Source organism: Sphaerisporangium sp. NBC_01403, from assembly GCF_045040145.1.
GTDB classification, from domain to species: Bacteria; Actinomycetota; Actinomycetes; order Streptosporangiales; family Streptosporangiaceae; genus Sphaerisporangium; species Sphaerisporangium viridialbum.
In genome coordinates this window covers 1,946,661-1,965,075 of sequence record NZ_CP109534.1, presented here as the reverse complement: position 1 = coordinate 1,965,075, position 18,415 = coordinate 1,946,661, and the positions used below count along the sequence as shown (strand labels likewise).

Sequence of the window (18,415 nt, the reverse complement as noted above, 5' to 3'; positions counted from 1 at the left end):
GTGCATCGCCATATCCTGTTGACACGGGTGCGATAATATGGGTCGTGGAAGCGCATGGCGGGCATCCGCTTGACCCCCGAATTCTCTATGTCGATCTCACAGCCGACTACAGCAGTCTTGAGGACTGGGGCCTCCATCTCTTCAATACGATGGCTGCCCGGTTCAGGGCGGCACTGTTCGAACTGGAAAAAAACGATCCTCGCCCTCTACGATCTAGTATAGCGATTCCTGAGGGCCCTCATTTCGTATATGAAACTACCCCTCGCCTGTTTCATACGCGCAGCGGTCGCGGCCCACTGTTCATAGCATGGGACACGAATATTCTGATAGATTACTTCAAATACGGGCAAGCGCTATGGGAGGGCGGCAGTCTTCCAGATTTCGCAGATGGCGACTATGCGGGCGAACTGGAAGGACTTCAAATGCTGATCGCCTTGTGGGTGTTGCGAGATATCAGATTCGTCGTCTTGCCTGCATCGATTAAGGATGCGAAAAAACGTCTATCCTCCGAACGTCAAGCCGACAGAATCAGGGCATTTGAAGAGTTTACCTCAGCGCTGAGTCTGGTAAGTGGCGAGCCATCTGGGACTGACCCTCCTTCTAGAGAGGGACTACTTATCCTTCCGGATTCACTGCTCGAAGATGCTGTAGCGAATCTGCCTCAAGGTTTCGACCGCACGCTAGTTAGGTCTGCGGCCCGCATGGGAATACATGTTTTCATGACCATGGATAAGGGAATTCTCAGGCAGCGTGCAGCGCTCAAATCATTTGGGCTGCTTCTAGCGTCACCACTTGATCTTCTGGAAGAATTGATCGCCTGCGGGGCCTTTCACTGTATGCTCGCGCCTCGTTTTGCATACTGGCCAATGCCCGATCAAATGAGGGTCGGCCATCTGATCCAAGCCTTGCCGGCGTTCGACTGAATCAGGCAAGCTGGGGCTCCACCGCCGTAGCTCATGGAACGACACGCTGACAGCAGCGGTGACAGCAACGTTCGCCACCAGGGGCGTCCGGCGGCAGCCGTACACCACTCTCTGACCTTGGTCTTCGGCGTGGGAGCAAAGTGGTTGTTCCGCCTGAAAAGCGGAAGGTCGGCGGTTAGACCCCGCCCCTGACCGCCTCCCACACCTCCGTGGACGCAACCCCCTGGCACCGCCAAGGCGGTCAGGTGGCACGCCGAGCAGCGGGTACTGCTGGACGGCACAAAACGATCATTTTTCCACAATAGGCCCCACGAGCATCGGGCGGTCGAGCATGTCCGGCCTGAACCGCACCCCCGTGACCTTCGCCGCCAGGGCGAAGCCCCTTGGCACGGCGGTGTCGTAGTTGTCCTCCCAAGCGACGTCCCACGCGGCCTCGTCCTCCGGCTTGTCCAGCCCCATGCCCAGCTCCCGCATGAAGCCGTTGAGCCGGTCAGGGTCGGAGCCGTAACGCTCGTGCGGGTGTCGCAGCCGGTAACCGGTGACAACCGTGCCGTCGATCGCGTACTCGAAACTGTGCTCGGCGGCGTAGTCGTGCCGGGTGACCGCCACCGCCTCACAACCCCGCGACAGCTCGGTCACCACCTCGTGGAGCGTGACCATCCAACCGTGGGGCTCGATGGCCACGCACCACTCGCCGGCCTGGAAGACGCCCACGTAGCCGCCGCCATCCCCGCCGTCCGTCTCGTTGACGAACTCGTAGGCCTTGTCGTCGAGCCCGCCGAAGTCCGACTCCTGGCCGGAGCTCTCACCGCGGCTGAAGCGGCGCACCACCTCCGCCGGGTGGAGCCCGCGGAAGAAGGCCACGCTGAAGATCACGCCCAGTGGGCCGCCGCCCTTGTTCTCGGACACGTTGAGCCACTGGAACGGGGCTAAGGGGTCGGATGTCGTCATGCGGGACATGGTGGCAGGCCGTACCGACAATCAGTCGAGATCGGCGGCCACCCCGGTGAAGGCCGACATTGGAGTTGACCTGTTTTGATGGACACCTGATCCCTGCGGAGGAAGCGCTGTACAGCAGCCGATACAGCAACACCGCCTTACAGGATCGCTCTCCACCGACTCGCATCTACCATCTGAGCAGGGCAAGAGGCCGTTGATGAGGCGTTTGCCCTTGCCTACGGATCTCATTGTCAGGCTGAATCTGCTTCGGGTGCGTCGTCGGTGGAGCCGTGGAACGGGACGTCACCGTTTGGGATGCCCCTGCTCCTGGTTTGTTTGGCTGCCAGAGCGTGAGCGGCGGCGCACACTCGCTGGTGGAGGAGGTCTTTGGGTGACTCACTACGGATCTGCCCTCGTGGCCTGCTTTTGACGTGTCCACAAGGACCTCCGACACCGGCTCATCCGGGCTGGGCGGCTGACTTGATAGGAGCCTGGTAGATCCCTCAATTGAGATATGTCGCCGCCCGGCCCGGATGCTCATTCCCCCGCGAACGGGAGGAGATACCTCCATGATGGTGTTCGGCATCGACCCGCACAAGCAGACCCACACCGCGGTGGCCGTGGATGAACTGGGTCGCAAACAGGCGCAACGGACCGTCAGTGCCCGCAGTGAGGGGCATCTGGATCTGCTGGTCTGGGCCCGTAAGCTCACCGCTGCCGATCGGATCTGGGCAGTCGAAGACGTCCGGCACGTAGCTGGGAACCTGATCCGGGACCTGCTGGCCGCCGGTGAGAAAGTGATCGCGGTACCACCCAAGTTGATGGCCGGAGAACGCCGAGGCGGCCGCGAACACGGGAAATCCGATCCGATCGATGCTCTGGCCATCGCCCGCCTGGCCCTGCGCGAGGCAGACAATCTGCCGGTGGCCATGCTGGATGAGCAGACCCGCCCGATCCGGCTCATGGTCGATCACCGGGACGCGCTGCTCAAGGAACGCACTCGGGTGATCAACCGGTTCCGGTGGACACTCCACGACCTGGCACCGGATCTGGCGCCCAAAGCGCGCACGCTGGCACAGGCGAGCACCCGCACCAAGCTGGCCGAGCAACTCGCCGCGCTGCCCGCCGGCACCTTGCGCCGCATCGCCTTAGCGCAGCTGGCCCACATCCAGGCCCTGTCGACCGAAGCGGACCTGCTCGAAAGCGAGCTCAAGTCGTTGGTCCAGCCGCTGGCCAACGCCCTGCTGGGCATTGTCGGCGTGGGGTTCCTCACCGCCGCGAAGATCCTTGGAGAGGTGGGCGACATCCGCCGTTTCCGCAGCACGGCCGCCTTCGCCCGGCACAACGGCACCGCGCCAATTCCTGTCTGGAGCAGCAACACCGAGGTCCAACGGCTCAGCCGCGCCGGTAACCGGCAACTCAATGCCGCCATCCACCGCATCGCCATCACCCAGAGCCATTGGCATCCAGGCGCACGCCAGTTACTCCAGCGCCGCCAACAGACAACGCGGGACACCGGGAAAGGAAGCCTACGAGTACTCAAACGACACCTGTCCGACGTCGTTTACAAAGCCCTGATCCTCGACGCAGAAGCACGACCTACCGCCCCTCCGCAGTGCCGCCCGATCGCCGCTTGACATAGGAGCGTCAGATGGTGATGGGCGCCGGCGCTTCGCACCGGGCCACCGAGCAACAGCGTGCTCCGCACAAAAGGCCAGGTATTCAGGTGGGGCGACATCGAGGGAGTTGGGTAGCAAGGTCCCTAGCCCTTTCTAGGGACCTTCACCTCGATGCCGCCCCCCGCCTACCGGCGCATGTCCTCATCTGTGACGGGATCTACGCAGATTCTGTGTGCCGCCTCGCTCAACCCGTCTTCGTCGAGATTCCAGCGGTCGATCAGGCGGAGTGCCTATTCCTGCTCAAGGCTTCGCGAAACGGCGCGGGCGGCATGCTTCGCCGTCCGGCGCGTGGCTGTTTCACTCCGTTCCGGCAGGTCCTCAGAGGTGCGCTGGCGAGGACAGAAGGGAATGTCGCCTCGCTGGTATCTCACCTGAAACCACACCGTCCGCCCGGCGCAGTCGGCATAGATACCCCAGCGATCGGATATGACTTCCACCAGGAAGAGACCTCGCCCGCCCTCCGCAAAGATGTCCGCGCTAACCTGCGGGACGGATTCACTGCCCTCGTCTACGACATCAGCGTGTATGAAGTCATAGCAGTCAGCCAGTGCGAGGGTAACTCTGCCCCCATTCCGAGAGTTGGAGTGGATCACAGCGTTGGTGACAAGCTCGGAAACAAGCAGAGTCACATTCGCCAGGGCTGGGTGATCGACACCGAGCTTTTGCCTGACCCACTCGCGCGCTCGGGCTACAGACTCAGGGGAGCCGATCAAGTCGGTAACACCTAACAGCGTTCCATTGGTCTCGCGATCCGAGCTGAAGGTGTGACGCCTATAGCCCCCGTAATGCTCTTCTTTCGCATCCGGCATTCGCATGGGGAAACCGTATGACCGCGCAATACCATACGGCTAGATCGACTTTGTATCACTCTGCGGCGATCGAAAAGCGAAGTGACACATCTCGTGTCACTAGTCAGTAGTCCAGACGGACGAAATCTGCCAGATCGCGCATATCGCCGGTAAGGGTGCGTCTACGGGCAAAGATTCCCTTGAGGATGTCTTTCGCGTAGCCCTGGTTGACGATCCACTCTGGAGAGTCCTGTCTGATCCGGCGCAGGACATCGAATGCCTCACCGTACTGACGTGACCGGCGATGAGCATCCGCCACATCGAGGAGATGCCGATTACGGTTGTTGGAGGTGGGGGCAAGTTCGTTGGTGGGGATGGCCTGAGACATGCGCAGGACGAGGTCCGGACGATCTTCCACCATGGCGTTCTCTGCCCGCTTCATCGCCACGGTGATCGGGCCGAAGGTGCGGAGGAAGTCGTCCCCCGGAGAGAGGTCACGGCTCATGGCAACGGCAGCCGTACGCGCGAGCCTGATGGCGTCCTCAGCCTCGCCAGGCCGGTTGTCCCGTACGGCAGCCGCCGATGAGCGCAGGAGTAACCACCCCCAGGCCGACAAATCTTGAGGTGTCGCACGCGAGATACGGGGCTCGACGTCGTCCGCCCACTTGATCGCCAACTGCCGGGCCTGCTCAAGCCGTCCCTGCCGCAGGAGCAGCCAACACCGTGTACTGACGATCGCCGCCGCTTCAAGGAGGTCGTCCGCGTCGTCGAGACCACGCAGCAGGGCAAGCTCCGCCGCTTCGAACTGCCGGGTTTGCGTGAGGAGCCAGCCCGTTAGGTGAAGCAGGCGAGCACGCACGAACCGCTGTGACCGATCGGCGCCCACGAGCGTGTCAGTGTCCGCCAGCAGCTTGGGGAGGGTCGTGGCCAACTCCGCGTACTTGTCGCCCTTCCACAGCGGCATCGACGCGTCCAACGCCGTGCGAATACCCTCCACGGTCGGCGGTTCGTCGGAGTGATCGCCAAGACCATGCAACGCGCGACGGACCGCTCCCCAGTGGTCAACGGTCTCCGCATCCGCTTGATCGCCGACATGGTCGGTAATGATCGCTGTGGTGGGCACGCGGAGCGCTGCGGCTATCTTGCGGGCAGTCTCCAACCTCACGTCTGAGCGGGACCCCTGCTCAAGCTTCCGGATAAGGGAGGCGGACACCCCAGAGACCGAGGCAAGCTCCGCTTGGCTCATGCCACGCCGCTTCCGAAGGTTGACGACCCGCTCACCTATCGTGGCCATGAAATCATGCTAGGCCGGAACGGATTTCCCGAGCAGTGGATACGCAAGCCGTAACCGCCGTGGTGCCGCCGGCCGAACTCGCTCAGCGCGCTCGCCCTTCGGGTGACCTTCGGTCATTCCGCCGGCCGCATCACTCCGCACGGGGTCAGACCGCGTCAGCCGGGGGGACTCTCGCGAGCCTGTTCCCGCGTGATGCGGCGAGCTGTAGCGATACGTTGCCGAGCCAGTTCGGCCCAGAAGCGTTCGCCGTGCCGGTAGCCGCTTCCGGCGTAGCGCCACTCCCCCACCGTGACCGTCTGACGATCGCCCGGATCGGGCAGGCCCCGCCGTTGCCGAGACTGTTCGGCCTGATGATCCGCGCGCACCTGGCGCAGCGTGCCGAGCGTGGTCGAGTAGTGGCGGCTCTTGGTGGAGAAGTGCCCCCGGTAGCCCAGCATGTGGGCCCACTGGCGGAGTGGGATCAGCCGGCATTCGGGCTGATCGTTGAGGACGAAGCAGGTGTAGATCATGCGCCGGACATGCCCGGTGACGTCCAGGAAAGCCACGTCCCGCATCTGCCGGATAGGGCGATCGACGGTCCCCGCGGATTCGGCCCCCTTGGTCGCATACTTGGCGATGTACGACGCCACCCGCTGATCCGCCAGGCCCTCCAGAGCGGTGGCGACGTAGATGGGCTCTACGTCGAGTTGTTCACCCCATCGGGCGACGAACGCGGGAGCGTCTTCCGGCACGGGGACGGCCACCCTCACCGCCGTCTCTTGGATGGCCGCCGCGAGCATGGGCACGGTCGCCCAGTCCGGCGGGTGATCGGAGGGACCGTCCGGCCCATCCAGGCGAATCACGGCGTGAAAGTGGACCAGGCCGCGCGCCTGATACTCCGCGACCTTCGCGTAGGACAGCCGAAGCCGACGCCGTAGTGCGGCCCGCGAGACGCCGAGATGTCGGGCGAAGGTGGCCGGGAGTGCTTGAGTGAAGCGCCGCCACAGTTCGCCCGCGTGAGCGTTCCACAGCACCGCGCCCCGGTAGTCGTAACAGTCGACGCACATGGGCTGGCCGATCTGGGGGTCTCCCTCGTCGTGCCGTACTCCGCAACCCTCCGGCCTGCCGTGCTCGCACAGAGGCTTGTCCCGTCGGGGACGGCACGGCAGCGTCTTGCCGTCCCTCTCGCGTCGAGCATGGACCGCACCGAACGATGGAGCGGTGAAGGTGGCGAACACCCGAGGGTGCGCGCTCACCTCCTCAGGCACGCCCTTGCCGCCCCGCAGGCCGGAGAGGATCAGGTGGTAGGTGTCGTCCCGGTACACGTCGGCACACGCGGGGCACCGAGACGCCCGGCGGTTGCCGCACGCCGTCAGCAGATAGCCGGTCGGTTCGTCAGCCGTCCGGTAGACGTCCAGGACCCCCAACCCGGCATCGAAGGTCACCCGATGCCCTTGAAGCCGGATCGGCTCGGCACAGCCGCCCGTAGCGCGGACCATCTCCTGCCACCGGGCGAAGTCAGGCATGGACGCGCGTTGCGCAGCAGCGAAGATCTCAGGAGAGAAGGAGGGGACCTCGTTCACGCGGCGTCCCTCCCGCTCTCGGCCGGAGGTACGGAGGCGGTGCCGGGGGCGTCACTGACGTACTCGACACCGTGAATGGTGGCGAACCGCCGCCACTTCTCAGGCGACCAATGAGGCGACTCGTCCAACTTGCGCTTGCACCACTCCTCAGCAAGCGCGGCATACGGTCCCATTTCTTCGGGTACCAGCGGTGACTCCTTTCGCCGTAGGGAGCCACCGAGGCGAAAGAAGGGGAAAGCACCATCGCCAGCCATGCCGAAGTCAAAGGCATCGTGCGGCGATAGTGCTTTCAGCGAGAGAAATATGGAGTGTTTGAATGATGTGCGCGACGTTCTTATAGGCGGTCGGCGTGCCGGATGTCCGGCCTACCGCTGGGCCGGGCACATCCAGCGGAACGGCGACCTGTTAGTTTTCGTCAGTATTCCCGGTAGTTTATTCGCGCCTGTACGTGTCGAGAGTCGAGTTCTCGCTGTTCCTGTCATTCGTGGTCGGTGGCGACTGACTTACCTACAACTACCATGTGCCAGCGATTCGGGACAGTTCGCGGTTCCTAGGACAGTGGCGTCCCTAGTCGTCTCTTTGCGTCCGGACACGTCCGTAGACGTCCGGTGGTGTACGGCACTGTTGGGGCCAAGGTAAAGGGGCCATCACCTCCGGGTAAGGGTGATGGCCCCCGATGACCGTAGGACGTCTCAAGACGTCTCGGCCTCACTCGCGCCAGATGGGCTCAAGCAGGTCGGGGTTGAACGGCTTGTTCCCCCGGCCGCTCGGATGCACGATCACCGCGTGCAGTGCCTCGCGGATGTGAGTCCGCTTCTGGGACAGCGGCATGCCGCCTTCGTCCTCAGGCAGGTACCAGCGCCGCTGGATCTCGGCTACGTCGATCCTGGCGCGGCTCTGGCGACGTTCCGCGGAGGCCCGGAACCTCGCCTCCTCGGCACGCAATCGGTTCACGTTCTTCTCCAGCCTCGGCAGCATGCGGAAGTAGTGGTCGTTCGACACCTTCCCCTCCTCCCAATGCCGGGTCATTTCCTCCAGCCGTTCTTGCGCCTTTGCGAACTCCTGCTCGTTGGGCCATTCTCCGTTCTCCTGCGCTTCGGCGAACTGCGCCTCCTCCATCTTCCGAATCACCAGTTCCGAGATGAAGAAGTCCACCAGGTCTCCCCGCCGGCCGACGCCCGAGCAGCCGCCCGCGCTCGGAGACTCGCAGACGTACCCCCATGGCTTTTTCCCGGCATAGGTCTTGACGCGGAGCAGCTTGTTGCAGATGCCGCCGCCCTCTTTGGGACGCCCGCACCGCAGAACCCCGGTCAGCAGGTAACGGTGATCCCGGAAATCCTGCGGCAAGATACCGACGACGGTTCCGTTATTGTCGAGCTGCTTACCCTTACGCGTATCGATCAGTGCCCGGACGGCCATCCATTCGTCAGTGGTCAGGATCGGTTCCCACGCACCGACGACGGGATCACCGTTGCCGTCGCGGACCAGCTCTCCGTGTAGCTCACGCCATCCGCAGTTGCGCGCGTTGAGGAACATCCTCTTGATGGTCTTGGTGATCCACTGGTTGCCGCGCGGCGTGAGCACGCCGTTGCGCTGCCACTCGTTCGCGATGGAGCCGAGGGACCGGCCGGCGATGAACTGTTGCGCCGCCGTACGGATCAGCTCCGCTTCGACTGGATCAAGTGTGATCCGGTCGTGCTGCCAGCCGAACGGCCTATGACCGCCCACCGGGATACCTTGCTCCGCGCGCCTACGGTGGCCCTGCCGGGTACGCCGGGCGATCTTGCGTACTTCCTTCTTGGAGAAGACGACGCCGATGAGCCCCATGGTCTCCGCGTCCTCGTTGTAGAGGTCGATGTCCTGTTTGGCGTCAGCGAAGACGAAGCCCTCGTTGTGCGTGAACGCATCAAGGAAGCGCTCGTAGTCGCCCGGGCGTCGTGCCAAGCGGTCGTCAGCGACGACAACCACCCCGCGGATCGCCGTCCCGTCCGGCAGCTTGCCTGCCACGAGCGCCGTCAGCATGTTCTCGAAGTCGTCCCGCACGACGTCGAGACGCGCGGCCGACTTGTCGTTGTCGGTGAACTCGTGGACGACCGTCCAGCCGTGCCGGGCAGCCGTCTCACGGTTGACCTTGTGTTGATCCTTGACGCCGTGCCCATCCCGCTTGGTGTCAGCCGAGATCCGCGCGTACGACACCACCGGCACCGAGGTCGATCGCTCCGCCATGGTTTGCCTCCCTGAATACCCTTGAGACTACCTTCAGGAACCAGACCATCCCCGACGAGTACCGCGGCCGGCTGGCCGGCATCGAACTGCTGTCCTACTCCACCGGCCCCATGCTCGGCGACGCCCGGGCCGGGTTCCTGGCCCAGGCGGGCGGCGCCCGCTTCTCCCTGGGCATCGGCGGCCTGCTGTGCATGGGCGCGGTCGCCGCCATGGCGGCCGTACTGCCCAAGTTCCGCGCCTACGACGCCCGCACCGACGAACACGCCCTGGCCGAACGAGCCCGCCGCGAGGCGGCCGTGACCACCTGACCGCGCGACATCGAAGCTAGCGGCCCTCAAGCCAGAACTGAACTTTGAACAGAACAGTGCCTCCGTGGAGCCCGCAGGAGCTTGCAGCGAAGTGATCCACCGTCCGCGGCCAACCCGCGGGGGTCCGCGGACGGTGGGTTCTGCTCACCTCGGTTTGGGAACGCCTCCGCACAGGTAGGTGGACCCCTCCAGCAGCTGCGGCGTTATCGTGATCCCGGTGAGGCGCTCGGCCAGGAGGAACGACGGCCCTTCGTGGGGGGTCGGCGGAGCCGATCCGCTCCATGGTCTCTGCGAGTTCGTCCGGATCTCCCTATGTTCTGGGATCGACCTTGCGCACTCTGTGGCGCGCCATAACCCCAAGGACGTCGATGCCCAGCCTGATTGAACGCCGCCTAGACACAGTCACGGTCTGGTATTTCAGCTTCATGGTCGTGGACCTCGATGGAGCCAACGGGCAGCCTCAGGGAGCTGAGGATCTTTGGGATCTCGCGAACCGAGCGAGCATGACCGATTGTTCCTCGCCACTGCGAACGCCGCCATCATCACCAGCCAGGCCGATTCCTGGCACAAGGTCCAGACCGTACGGAGGCACCTGCCCTTCCCCTCACGATGCGGGTAGCCGGCTCGATCCAGCGCGATCAACCAGTCGACCGCCTCACGGTCCAGACCGTGCTCGTCGGCGAACTCCGCGGTCCGCACCTGGAAGGCTTCGTCCAGATTCACAAGGGTGCGGTCCAACGCAAGCCGTTGCACGCGGCGTACCCGGCTTCCAAGGAGTGTCCTCAGGCGGGCGGGCCCACTACAGCAAGTGAACGAGCGACTGAGTGATCGCTTCGTGGCGCGATCTCGCGCGGCCATCGCAGCAGGCGGCCACTCAGGGAACCGGCGGAGGTCGGCAAGGCGGCCGTTCTCCTTGTCCGGACCGACCTGAACCGATGGTGTCCATCGGGTTTGCCGCGTCTGATCTCCCCCGGTCGACGGCCCCCGCCCATCGAGTTCCGACTCACTCCCGAGATGCCGTCGACGTCGCCCGCCCCGGTATAGACCGGCTGTGGCAACAGCCACCCTTGTTGCGAATCCGATACATGGCGGTATGGACCAAAACTTTAACTTCTGTTTACCCTGACAGCCTGAGACCCCTACATAAGGGATCTATCCGCCACCCAAGGCCGCCAACCGGTATAGACCAGTCACCCCCCAATAGCAAGGCCCTAATCGAGATGAGCAAGAAGATCACCGGGACGGTCGGTCTCCTGGCCGCGTGAACTCCCCCACCACCACATCAGGAAGCTGCACGGACGCTGCAGCGTCGAGCGGGTTCGCCGGACATGTCCAACCAATGCCCGAACGCGGCCCGTGCTGGAGGTATGCGGTACCCCGATCTAAGGAGTGACGTGAAGATCTCGTTCCTATCGGCGAAGCGCGAGCAGAGAAGGGACCGTGGCGCAAGTCGACGGCCTCGGGCCCGCGCGGTCTCTGCTTTGACAATCGGTGCGCTCCTCGCCACATCCCTCACCGGTGTCATGGCGAACGCCGCACAGGCCGGCACGGCGTCGACCTCGCCGGCATCACCCCAGATCGTCCCCCTCCCGGTTTCGATAAGCACCACGGCCGAGAGCGTCAATCTCGCCCTCCTGCCGGGTGTGGTCGCCTCCGCCAAGTCTCAACGCATGACCTCGCCCGCCGCGACGTACGCGCCCGCCAACGCCATCGACGTTTTCGTCCACAACGGTTGGACCTCGAACTATGCGTCGGTCGGGAATGGCTATGACCCGACTCAGGACTGGTTCCAGGTCAAGCTGGCCGAGCCCGCCCCGGTCTACGAGGTGTTCAGCCGCTGGACGGCGCCGGCCAAGCCGACGGGGTACGACCTACAGGTCGCCACGGACGCCGACTGTCAGACGTGGTCGACGGTCGCCCATGTAGTGAATCCGAGCGACAAGGATTCGCAGGTGATCGACCGCAAGGACCCGATCTCCTGCGTCCGGATGCAGGCCCTGGCCACGAATTCCACAACCGGATACACGATCAACGAGTTCGAGGTGTGGTCCGGCCCCAAGCCGGCGCCGGTCGTGGGTCAAATCATTCCCGTGCCGGTGCAGCAGACGCCCGGCACCGGTCAGCCGTGGGAGCTCACGGCCAAATCCCGGATCGTGGTCTCCGACAGCGGCCTCGCCGCCACGGCTGAGGTTCTTGCGGGCAACCTGCGGCCCGCTACCGGGTACGAACTCCCCGTGGTGACAGGTTCTGCCACCGCCGCCGACATCGCCCTCACCCTCGCGCCGGTGCCCGGCCTTCCCCAGGGCAACGAGGTCGCGGCGGCCGAAGGCTACTCCCTCACGGTGTCGAGTGCGGGCGTAAACGTCGTGGCCCCGAACGCGCGCGGCCTGTTCAACGGCTTTCAGACCCTTCGGCAGTTGTTGCCGGCGGCGAGCTACTCGCCTTCCATCGGCGTGGGGCCATGGACGGCACAGCCCACAACGGTCGTGGACTACCCACGTTATGAGCATCGAGGTCTCCAACTCGACCCTGCCCGTAACTTCCTGACGGTGGCCGAAGTAAGGTCCATGATCGACCAACTGGCGGCGTTGAAGGGCGACCAACTGCACCTGCACCTCAGCGACGGCCAGTCCTGGCGCCTTGAGATCAAGGGCTACCCGGCACTGGACGGCACCGGGTGCAACGGAGCGGCCTGCCTCGCGGGTTTCTACACGCAAGAGGACTTCAAGGGCTTGGTCAAGTACGCGGCCGATCGGTTCATCGAGATCGTCCCCGAACTGGAGGGCCCGGCCCATGCCACGGCGGCGGTCACAGCCCTGGGCGGCCGCGCGGTCATGGGTTGCCAAGGCCAGACCCAGACCGACAGGTTCTGCACCAATCCGAATGACCCGGCCAGTGCGCGCGCCCTCGCGTTCTGGAGAGACGCGATCGCGCAGCTTGCCGCGATTTCTCCCGCACCCATCATCCACATCGGCGGTGACGAGGCCATCGAGATGCCCCACGAGGACTACAAGTGGTGGATCCGGCAGATGGAGATCATCGTCAACGACAACGGCAAGCGGATGATGGGCTGGAACCCAGCGCTGGAAGGGTACGCACCGGGTTCCACCTCCATCAACCATTACTGGTCCGACTACACCGGCGGTGGGCCCGCTCTCATCAAGCCTGAGTGGTTCAACCAAGGCCGGGACGTCATCGTGACCCCGGAATACAACGCCTATCTCGACTTCGGATATGACGGTTCCCCCGGCAGGACGCCGCGGACGGAACTGCTCCAGTCCTACTCGTGGGACCCGGAATGGGTGTACGAGAAGTACCGATCGGTCTGGGCTCAACCCGCCTACGGCGGGCCGAAGGCGGAGGACATCCTCGGTATCGAGGCGCCCATCTGGGGCGAGCAGATGCGTGGGCTGGCCACGAACGAGTACATGGTCTTCCCGCGGCTGGCCGGAATCCTCGAAAAGGCCTGGTCTCCCAAAGTGCTCACCCAGGACTACGACGCGTATCGGCAGCGGCTCAGCGTGGCCGGACCCCGGTGGGCGTTCGCGAACGTGAACTTCGGCACCATATCCCAGGTCACCTGGGGCACGGCGGCGATGGGGACGGTCGCCCGTTTCGGCGTGGACAAGACCCTGAGCGATGCGCCCCTGGCGCGTATGACCGCTGGCTCGATTCCGCCCGGTGAATTCGCGGCCGTGATCGATTGGGGCGACGGATCCCCGACGGAGCCGGCCAGCATCGCGGGACGCGATTACGTGGCGAGCCAACGGCAGGGTCGAAGCCTGATGTCGGTCAGCGGGAGCCATACCTATCCGGCGGACCAGGTGTACCAAGGAACCGTCACCTACAGTTATCAGGACAAGACCTGGGTCGTGCCGTTCACAGCGACCGGCGTCCCGTCCTGCACGAAGACGATCACCGGGCCCCACTCTGGCCCATTGACCGTCTCCTCGGGTGTCACGTGCCTCGATGACGCGACGATCACCGGACCCGTGACCGTGCGTACAGGTGCCGGGCTTTACGCGTCCGGGTCCGAAGTACGCGGACCGCTGACGGCGTCCGGGGCCGTCGACATTCTGCTGTGCGGCACCACAGTGTCCGGGCCGGCCACCCTGACCGGTGGGGCGCGGGTCTGGCTCGGCAACCACAAGGGGAACTGCGCGCCGGCGACGATCAAGGGCCCGGTGACGGTCACCGGCACGACGGGTCAGGTGACGATCGACGGCTCGACGGTTAGTGGCCCGCTCGTCCTGCAGAACAACACGGCGACGACGATTGTCGCTGGTAACCACATTGGCGGGCCACTGTCGTGCGCGGGGAACTCCCCTGCGCCGAGCAACGCCGGCCAGCCCAATACCGCGTCCGGCCCGAAGTCGGGGCAGTGCGCCGGGCTGTAGTTGGACGAAATGATCAGCCGAGGCGTTAAGCCCGGTAGGTGAACGCTGGTCACGGCGGCCCTCCCGTATTCGTGAGAAGGGGAGGGCCGCCGTGACCGGTCAGGCACGGACAGTCGCAGGCAGCCGTTCAGATACGGGGTAGCCGCAGGCCCGACATGCCGCCGTCGACGGCGAGCGACATCCCGGTAGTCGCACCGGCCGCGGGACCAGAAGGTAGGCGAGACCCCGGCCGTTCGGGGGAGGTCGTCAGACGGCGCAGAGCCGGAGCAGATGGTCGTCCTCGGCCAAGATCGCCTGGTGCGGGTCGCGGAGCGTCCGTCGCTCGCTCCTGTGAACGCTTCCAGCCCCGACGCATGATGGTCCACAGATGATCATCCGTGTGAGGCCGCGTTGCTGTACAACACTGCTGTACGGAGACCGAAAAGGGCCTCCGGGATGATCCCAGAGGCCCTTTCAGCTGCTGCGCGGCCGGGAGGACTCGAACCCCCAACCTTCTGATCCGTAGCCAGTTCGAGACCGTCTATCGACGTCCACTGATGCCTTGAGGCTTTTCATCCTGGGTCTATTCGAGGCAGTTGCTGGTCCTCAGCTGAGGCGCATCTTCGACTCGAGTCGTGCGTCGGCTTCCGATGTCGCCGACCGGCGGCCCGGGATCTTCGAGGACCATGACCTCGTCGGTCCGGAAGACGACGCGCTTCAGGAGATGGCCCGCTCGATGCGCCAGAACGGCACTCGTAGCCGTCGGGCTCGTGCAGCCTCACAGCCGGGATCTCAGCACGGCGACCTCGGGCCACGGGTCGAAGCCGTGCTCGATCAGCCAGCGGACCGCCCCAGGCTTCGCAACACGACGAGCTACCCCAGCTGCACTTTTCTCGCACCCCTTCGTTCCGGGGGGCTGTGGTGGTGCACGTCAGGGTGGGTTTTTGTGACTCGCGTTGTGACCGGAAGTCATTTCTGGGGCGGGTGATTATCACATCGGCCATTGATCCGGTGTTGGTGCGAGCGTATGGTCCTCCCAACATCCGAGTACGCCTCATGTTTTGGGGGTTCTCTACATGCACGCACGTCTCCGGCGGACGATCACCGCGGCCTCCGCGCTGGTGATCCTCGCGCTGGCATCCCCCGTCGTGCCCGCATCGGCCGCCACTTACACCGCCGACGACTACTGCCTCGGCGAGTGCGCGGACGTGTTGCCGCCGGGCCAGAACGGCAACGCGACCCTGGTCGAGATCCTGGCCAACCAGTCGCTGGGCACGATGCCACGGCACAGCAACGACCAGCTGGGCAAGTACGCCGGCCTCATCTCGGGATACACCGGGCTGACCGACGACCAGATCACCACGTTCTTCAACGACAGCTCGTTCGGCGTGCCGGCCGGGCAGGTCGAGAGCACCACGAGCCCCAGGTCGGACGTGACGATCGTCCGCGACAAGGCCACCGGCGTGCCGCACGTCACCGGGACGACCCGGGAAGGCACGATGTTCGGCGCCGGGTACGCGGGCGCGCAGGACCGCCTGTGGCTGATGGACCTGATGCGGCACGTCGGCCGTGGCGAGCTGACGCCGTTCGCCGGCGGCGCGCCCGGCAACCGCGCGCTCGAGCAGAGCGTCTGGCGGAACTCCCCCTACACCGAGGCGGACCTGCAGGCGCAGATCAACCGGCTCAGGGACTCAAGCGCCCGCGGCGCACAGCTCTACACCGACGTGCAGAACTACGTGAGCGGCATCAACGCCTACATCGACTACTGCATGGCCAACCGCAACTGTCCCGGCGAGTACGTCCTCACCGGCCACCTCGACGCGATCACCAACGCGGGCGGGCCGCAGGGCTTCACCATGACCGACCTGATCGCGGTGTCCGGAGTGATCGGCGGGCTGTTCGGCGGAGGCGGCGGCGCGGAGATGCAGTCCGCGCTCGCGCGCGTCGCGGCCCGGGCCAAGTACGGCACGACGACCGGCGACCAGGTCTGGGCGGCCTTCCGGTCGCAGAACGACCCCGAGGCCACGCTGACCCTGCACAACGGCCAGAGCTTCCCCTCGGGGAACGCGCCCGGAGGCGCCACCGGGGTCGTCCTGCCCGACGCGGCGACGACGGCGCCGGTGGACATCACCGAGAACGAGTCGGGATCGGCCACCACCTCCACCTCGTCCGCCAAGGGCGTGCTGGACGGGCTGCTCGTGGACAACTCCAAGCCGAGCATGTCCAACGCCGTGGTGGTGTCGGCCGCCAAGTCGAAGTCCGGGCATCCGGTGGCCGTCTTCGGCCCCCAGACCGGCTACTTCGCCCCGCAGCTGCTCATGCTGGAGGAGCTGTCGGGACCCGGCATCCGGGCACGCGGGGCGGCCTTCGCCGGGCTCAACCTCTACGTGCTGCTCGGACGGGGCACGGACTACGCCTGGAGCGCCACCTCGTCGGGCCAGGACATCACCGACACCTACGCGCTGCAACTGTGCGACCCGGGCGGCGGCACGGTGACCTCGGCGTCGAACTACTACATGTACCACGGCACCTGCACCGCGATGGAGACGCTGAAGAAGACCAACTCGTGGAAGCCCACCGTCGCCGACGGCACCACCGCCGGTTCGTACGACCTGGTGATGAAGCGCACGAAGTACGGCCTGGTGACCTGGCGCGGCACCGTCAACGGGCAGCCCACCGCCTTCACGGCTCTGCGCTCGACCTACCAGCACGAGGCCGACTCGGCGGTCGGGTTCCAGATGTTCAACGACCCGGCCCAGATGGGTGACGCCGCGGCGTTCAGGAACTCCGCCTCCACCATCGGCTTCGCGTTCAACTGGTTCTACGTGAACTCCTCCGACGCGGCGTACTTCATGTCGGGCAACAGCCCGGTCAGGTCGGCGGTCTCCGACCCGAACCTCCCGATGACGGCCGACGCCGCCCACGAATGGGCGGGGTACGACCCGGCCACCAACTCCGCGACCTACACGGCTCCCGCGACCCACCCGCAGACGTCCAACCAGGACTACCTGGTCAGCTGGAACAACAAGCAGGCCAAGGACTACGGCGCCGCGGACAGCAACTTCAGCTTCGGGCCGGTCCACCGGGTCGACCTGCTGGACGCGCCGGTCAAGGCGGCCCTGGCGGGGTCGGGCAAGCTCGACCGGGCCGGCACCGTCAAGATCATGGCAGAGGCCGCGACGACCGACCTGCGCGGCAAGGAGGTGCTGCCGCACCTGCTCCGGGTGATCAACAGCGCGGCCGTGACCGACCCGGCGCTCGCCTCGGCGGTGTCCAAGCTGTCCGCGTGGGCCTCGGGCGGGGCCAGGCGCCTGGAGACCTCGCCGGGCAGCAAGACGTACGCGGACGCCGACGCCATCCGCGCGTTCGACGCGTGGTGGCCGAAGCTCGTCCAGGCGGAGTTCAAGCCCGGGCTGGGCGACGGCCTGTACCAGTCGCTGGTCAACACCCTGCAGATCAACGAATCCCCGTCCGGCCACCAGCAGGGAGACCTCTCCAGCCTGCCCGGCTCGGCGAACGAGGCCCAGGCGCACAAGGGCTCGGCGTTCCAGTACGGCTGGTGGGGTTATGTGAGCAAGGACATCCGCTCGGTGCTGGGCGACCCGGTCGCCGGTCCGCTGGCCCAGAAGTACTGCGGGAACGGGACCGTGGCCGACTGCCGCACGGTGCTGCTGAACAGCCTGTCGGCGGCGCTCGCAGAACCCGCGACGACCACCTACCCGGCGGACGACGTGTGCTCGGCGGGCGACCAGTGGTGCGCGGACGCCATCCAGCACTCACCGCTGGGCGGGGTCAAGCAGTCGCTGATCTCCTGGCAGAACCGGCCGACCTACCAGCAGGCCGTGTCCTTCCCCGCCCACCGGGGCGACCCGATCACCAACCTCGCGACCGGAGGGTCCGCGAGCGCGTCCAGCATGCAGATCCTCCCGCCCTACCCGGCGAGCAGGGCGATCGACGGCGACCCGACGACCCGCTGGGCGAGCGCGTCCAGCGACAACCAGTATCTCCAGGTGGATCTCGGCTCCGCCAAGACCGTGGCCCGGACGGTGCTGCGCTGGGAGGCCGCCTACGGCGCGGCGTACTCGATCCAGACCTCCGCCAACGGCTCGACCTGGACCACGGTCTACTCCACCACCACCGGGAACGGCGGCGTGGACAACGTGACCTTCAGCCCCACGACCGCCCGCTATGTCCGCATGCAGGGCGTGACACGTGGCACCTCGTACGGCTACTCCCTGTACGAGATGGAGGTGTACTCCAAGTAGTGGGGTGAAAGAAGAATGGCGGTGGAGTGATCCACCGCCATTCGGCCACTCCTGA

11 protein-coding genes are annotated in these 18,415 nt (G+C 65.4%); 5 read left to right on the top strand and 6 right to left on the bottom strand.

The features are described 5' to 3' along the window. The first annotated feature begins 44 nt into the window (after nt 1–44). Complete coding sequence (locus OG589_RS08465; protein ID WP_405147670.1) at nt 45–923, top strand: hypothetical protein; 879 nt, start codon at nt 45–47, stop codon at nt 921–923. Between the two features lie 288 nt (nt 924–1,211). On the opposite strand, the gene OG589_RS08460 is transcribed toward OG589_RS08465, so the two are convergent. After that, nucleotides 1,212–1,874 carry a DUF6461 domain-containing protein gene (locus OG589_RS08460; RefSeq protein ID WP_405147668.1) on the bottom strand — a complete coding sequence of 221 codons (663 nt, stop codon included), beginning with the start codon at nt 1,872–1,874 and terminating at the stop codon, nt 1,212–1,214. Nucleotides 1,875–2,431: 557 nt separating this feature from the next. On the opposite strand from OG589_RS08460, the gene OG589_RS08455 reads away from it, so the two are divergent. Next, complete coding sequence (locus OG589_RS08455; RefSeq protein WP_405147667.1) at nt 2,432–3,499, top strand: IS110 family transposase; 1,068 nt, start codon at nt 2,432–2,434, stop codon at nt 3,497–3,499. 272 nt (nt 3,500–3,771) lie between these two features. Here OG589_RS08455 and OG589_RS08450 read toward each other — a convergent pair whose 3' ends face one another. The 4 genes from OG589_RS08450 to OG589_RS08435 form a co-directional block, all read right to left on the bottom strand. Then, nucleotides 3,772–4,356: an ATP-binding protein gene (locus tag OG589_RS08450; protein ID WP_405147665.1), complete on the bottom strand. Its 585-nt coding sequence runs from the start codon at nt 4,354–4,356 to the stop codon at nt 3,772–3,774. 97 nt (nt 4,357–4,453) lie between these two features. After that, nucleotides 4,454–5,623 carry a helix-turn-helix domain-containing protein gene (locus OG589_RS08445; RefSeq protein ID WP_405147664.1) on the bottom strand — a complete coding sequence of 390 codons (1,170 nt, stop codon included), beginning with the start codon at nt 5,621–5,623 and terminating at the stop codon, nt 4,454–4,456. Nucleotides 5,624–5,778: 155 nt separating this feature from the next. Then, on the bottom strand, nt 5,779–7,185 hold the full coding sequence (locus OG589_RS08440) for a replication initiator (protein ID WP_405147662.1): 1,407 nt from the start codon (nt 7,183–7,185) through the stop codon (nt 5,779–5,781). A 708-nt stretch (nt 7,186–7,893) separates the two neighbouring features. Then, on the bottom strand, nt 7,894–9,411 hold the full coding sequence (locus OG589_RS08435; RefSeq protein WP_405147660.1) for a recombinase family protein: 1,518 nt from the start codon (nt 9,409–9,411) through the stop codon (nt 7,894–7,896). A gap of 110 nt (nt 9,412–9,521) precedes the next feature. Between OG589_RS08435 and OG589_RS08430 the strand changes: the two genes are divergently transcribed. After that, nucleotides 9,522–9,719 (top strand): hypothetical protein, encoded by a 198-nt coding sequence (locus tag OG589_RS08430; protein WP_405147659.1) that lies wholly within the window; start codon nt 9,522–9,524, stop codon nt 9,717–9,719. A gap of 144 nt (nt 9,720–9,863) precedes the next feature. Here the strand turns inward: OG589_RS08430 and OG589_RS08425 are convergent, their stop codons facing one another. Beyond that, a complete protein-coding gene (locus OG589_RS08425) occupies nt 9,864–10,079 on the bottom strand; it encodes a DUF6461 domain-containing protein (protein WP_405147658.1) in 216 nt (71 codons plus the stop codon). Between the two features lie 1,034 nt (nt 10,080–11,113). On the opposite strand from OG589_RS08425, the gene OG589_RS08420 reads away from it, so the two are divergent. Both OG589_RS08420 and OG589_RS08415 read left to right on the top strand, forming a co-directional pair. Beyond that, nucleotides 11,114–14,116 (top strand): family 20 glycosylhydrolase, encoded by a 3,003-nt coding sequence (locus OG589_RS08420; RefSeq protein ID WP_405147656.1) that lies wholly within the window; start codon nt 11,114–11,116, stop codon nt 14,114–14,116. A 1,055-nt stretch (nt 14,117–15,171) separates the two neighbouring features. Next, on the top strand, nt 15,172–18,360 hold the full coding sequence (locus OG589_RS08415; protein WP_405147655.1) for a penicillin acylase family protein: 3,189 nt from the start codon (nt 15,172–15,174) through the stop codon (nt 18,358–18,360). Nucleotides 18,361–18,415 lie beyond the last annotated feature (55 nt).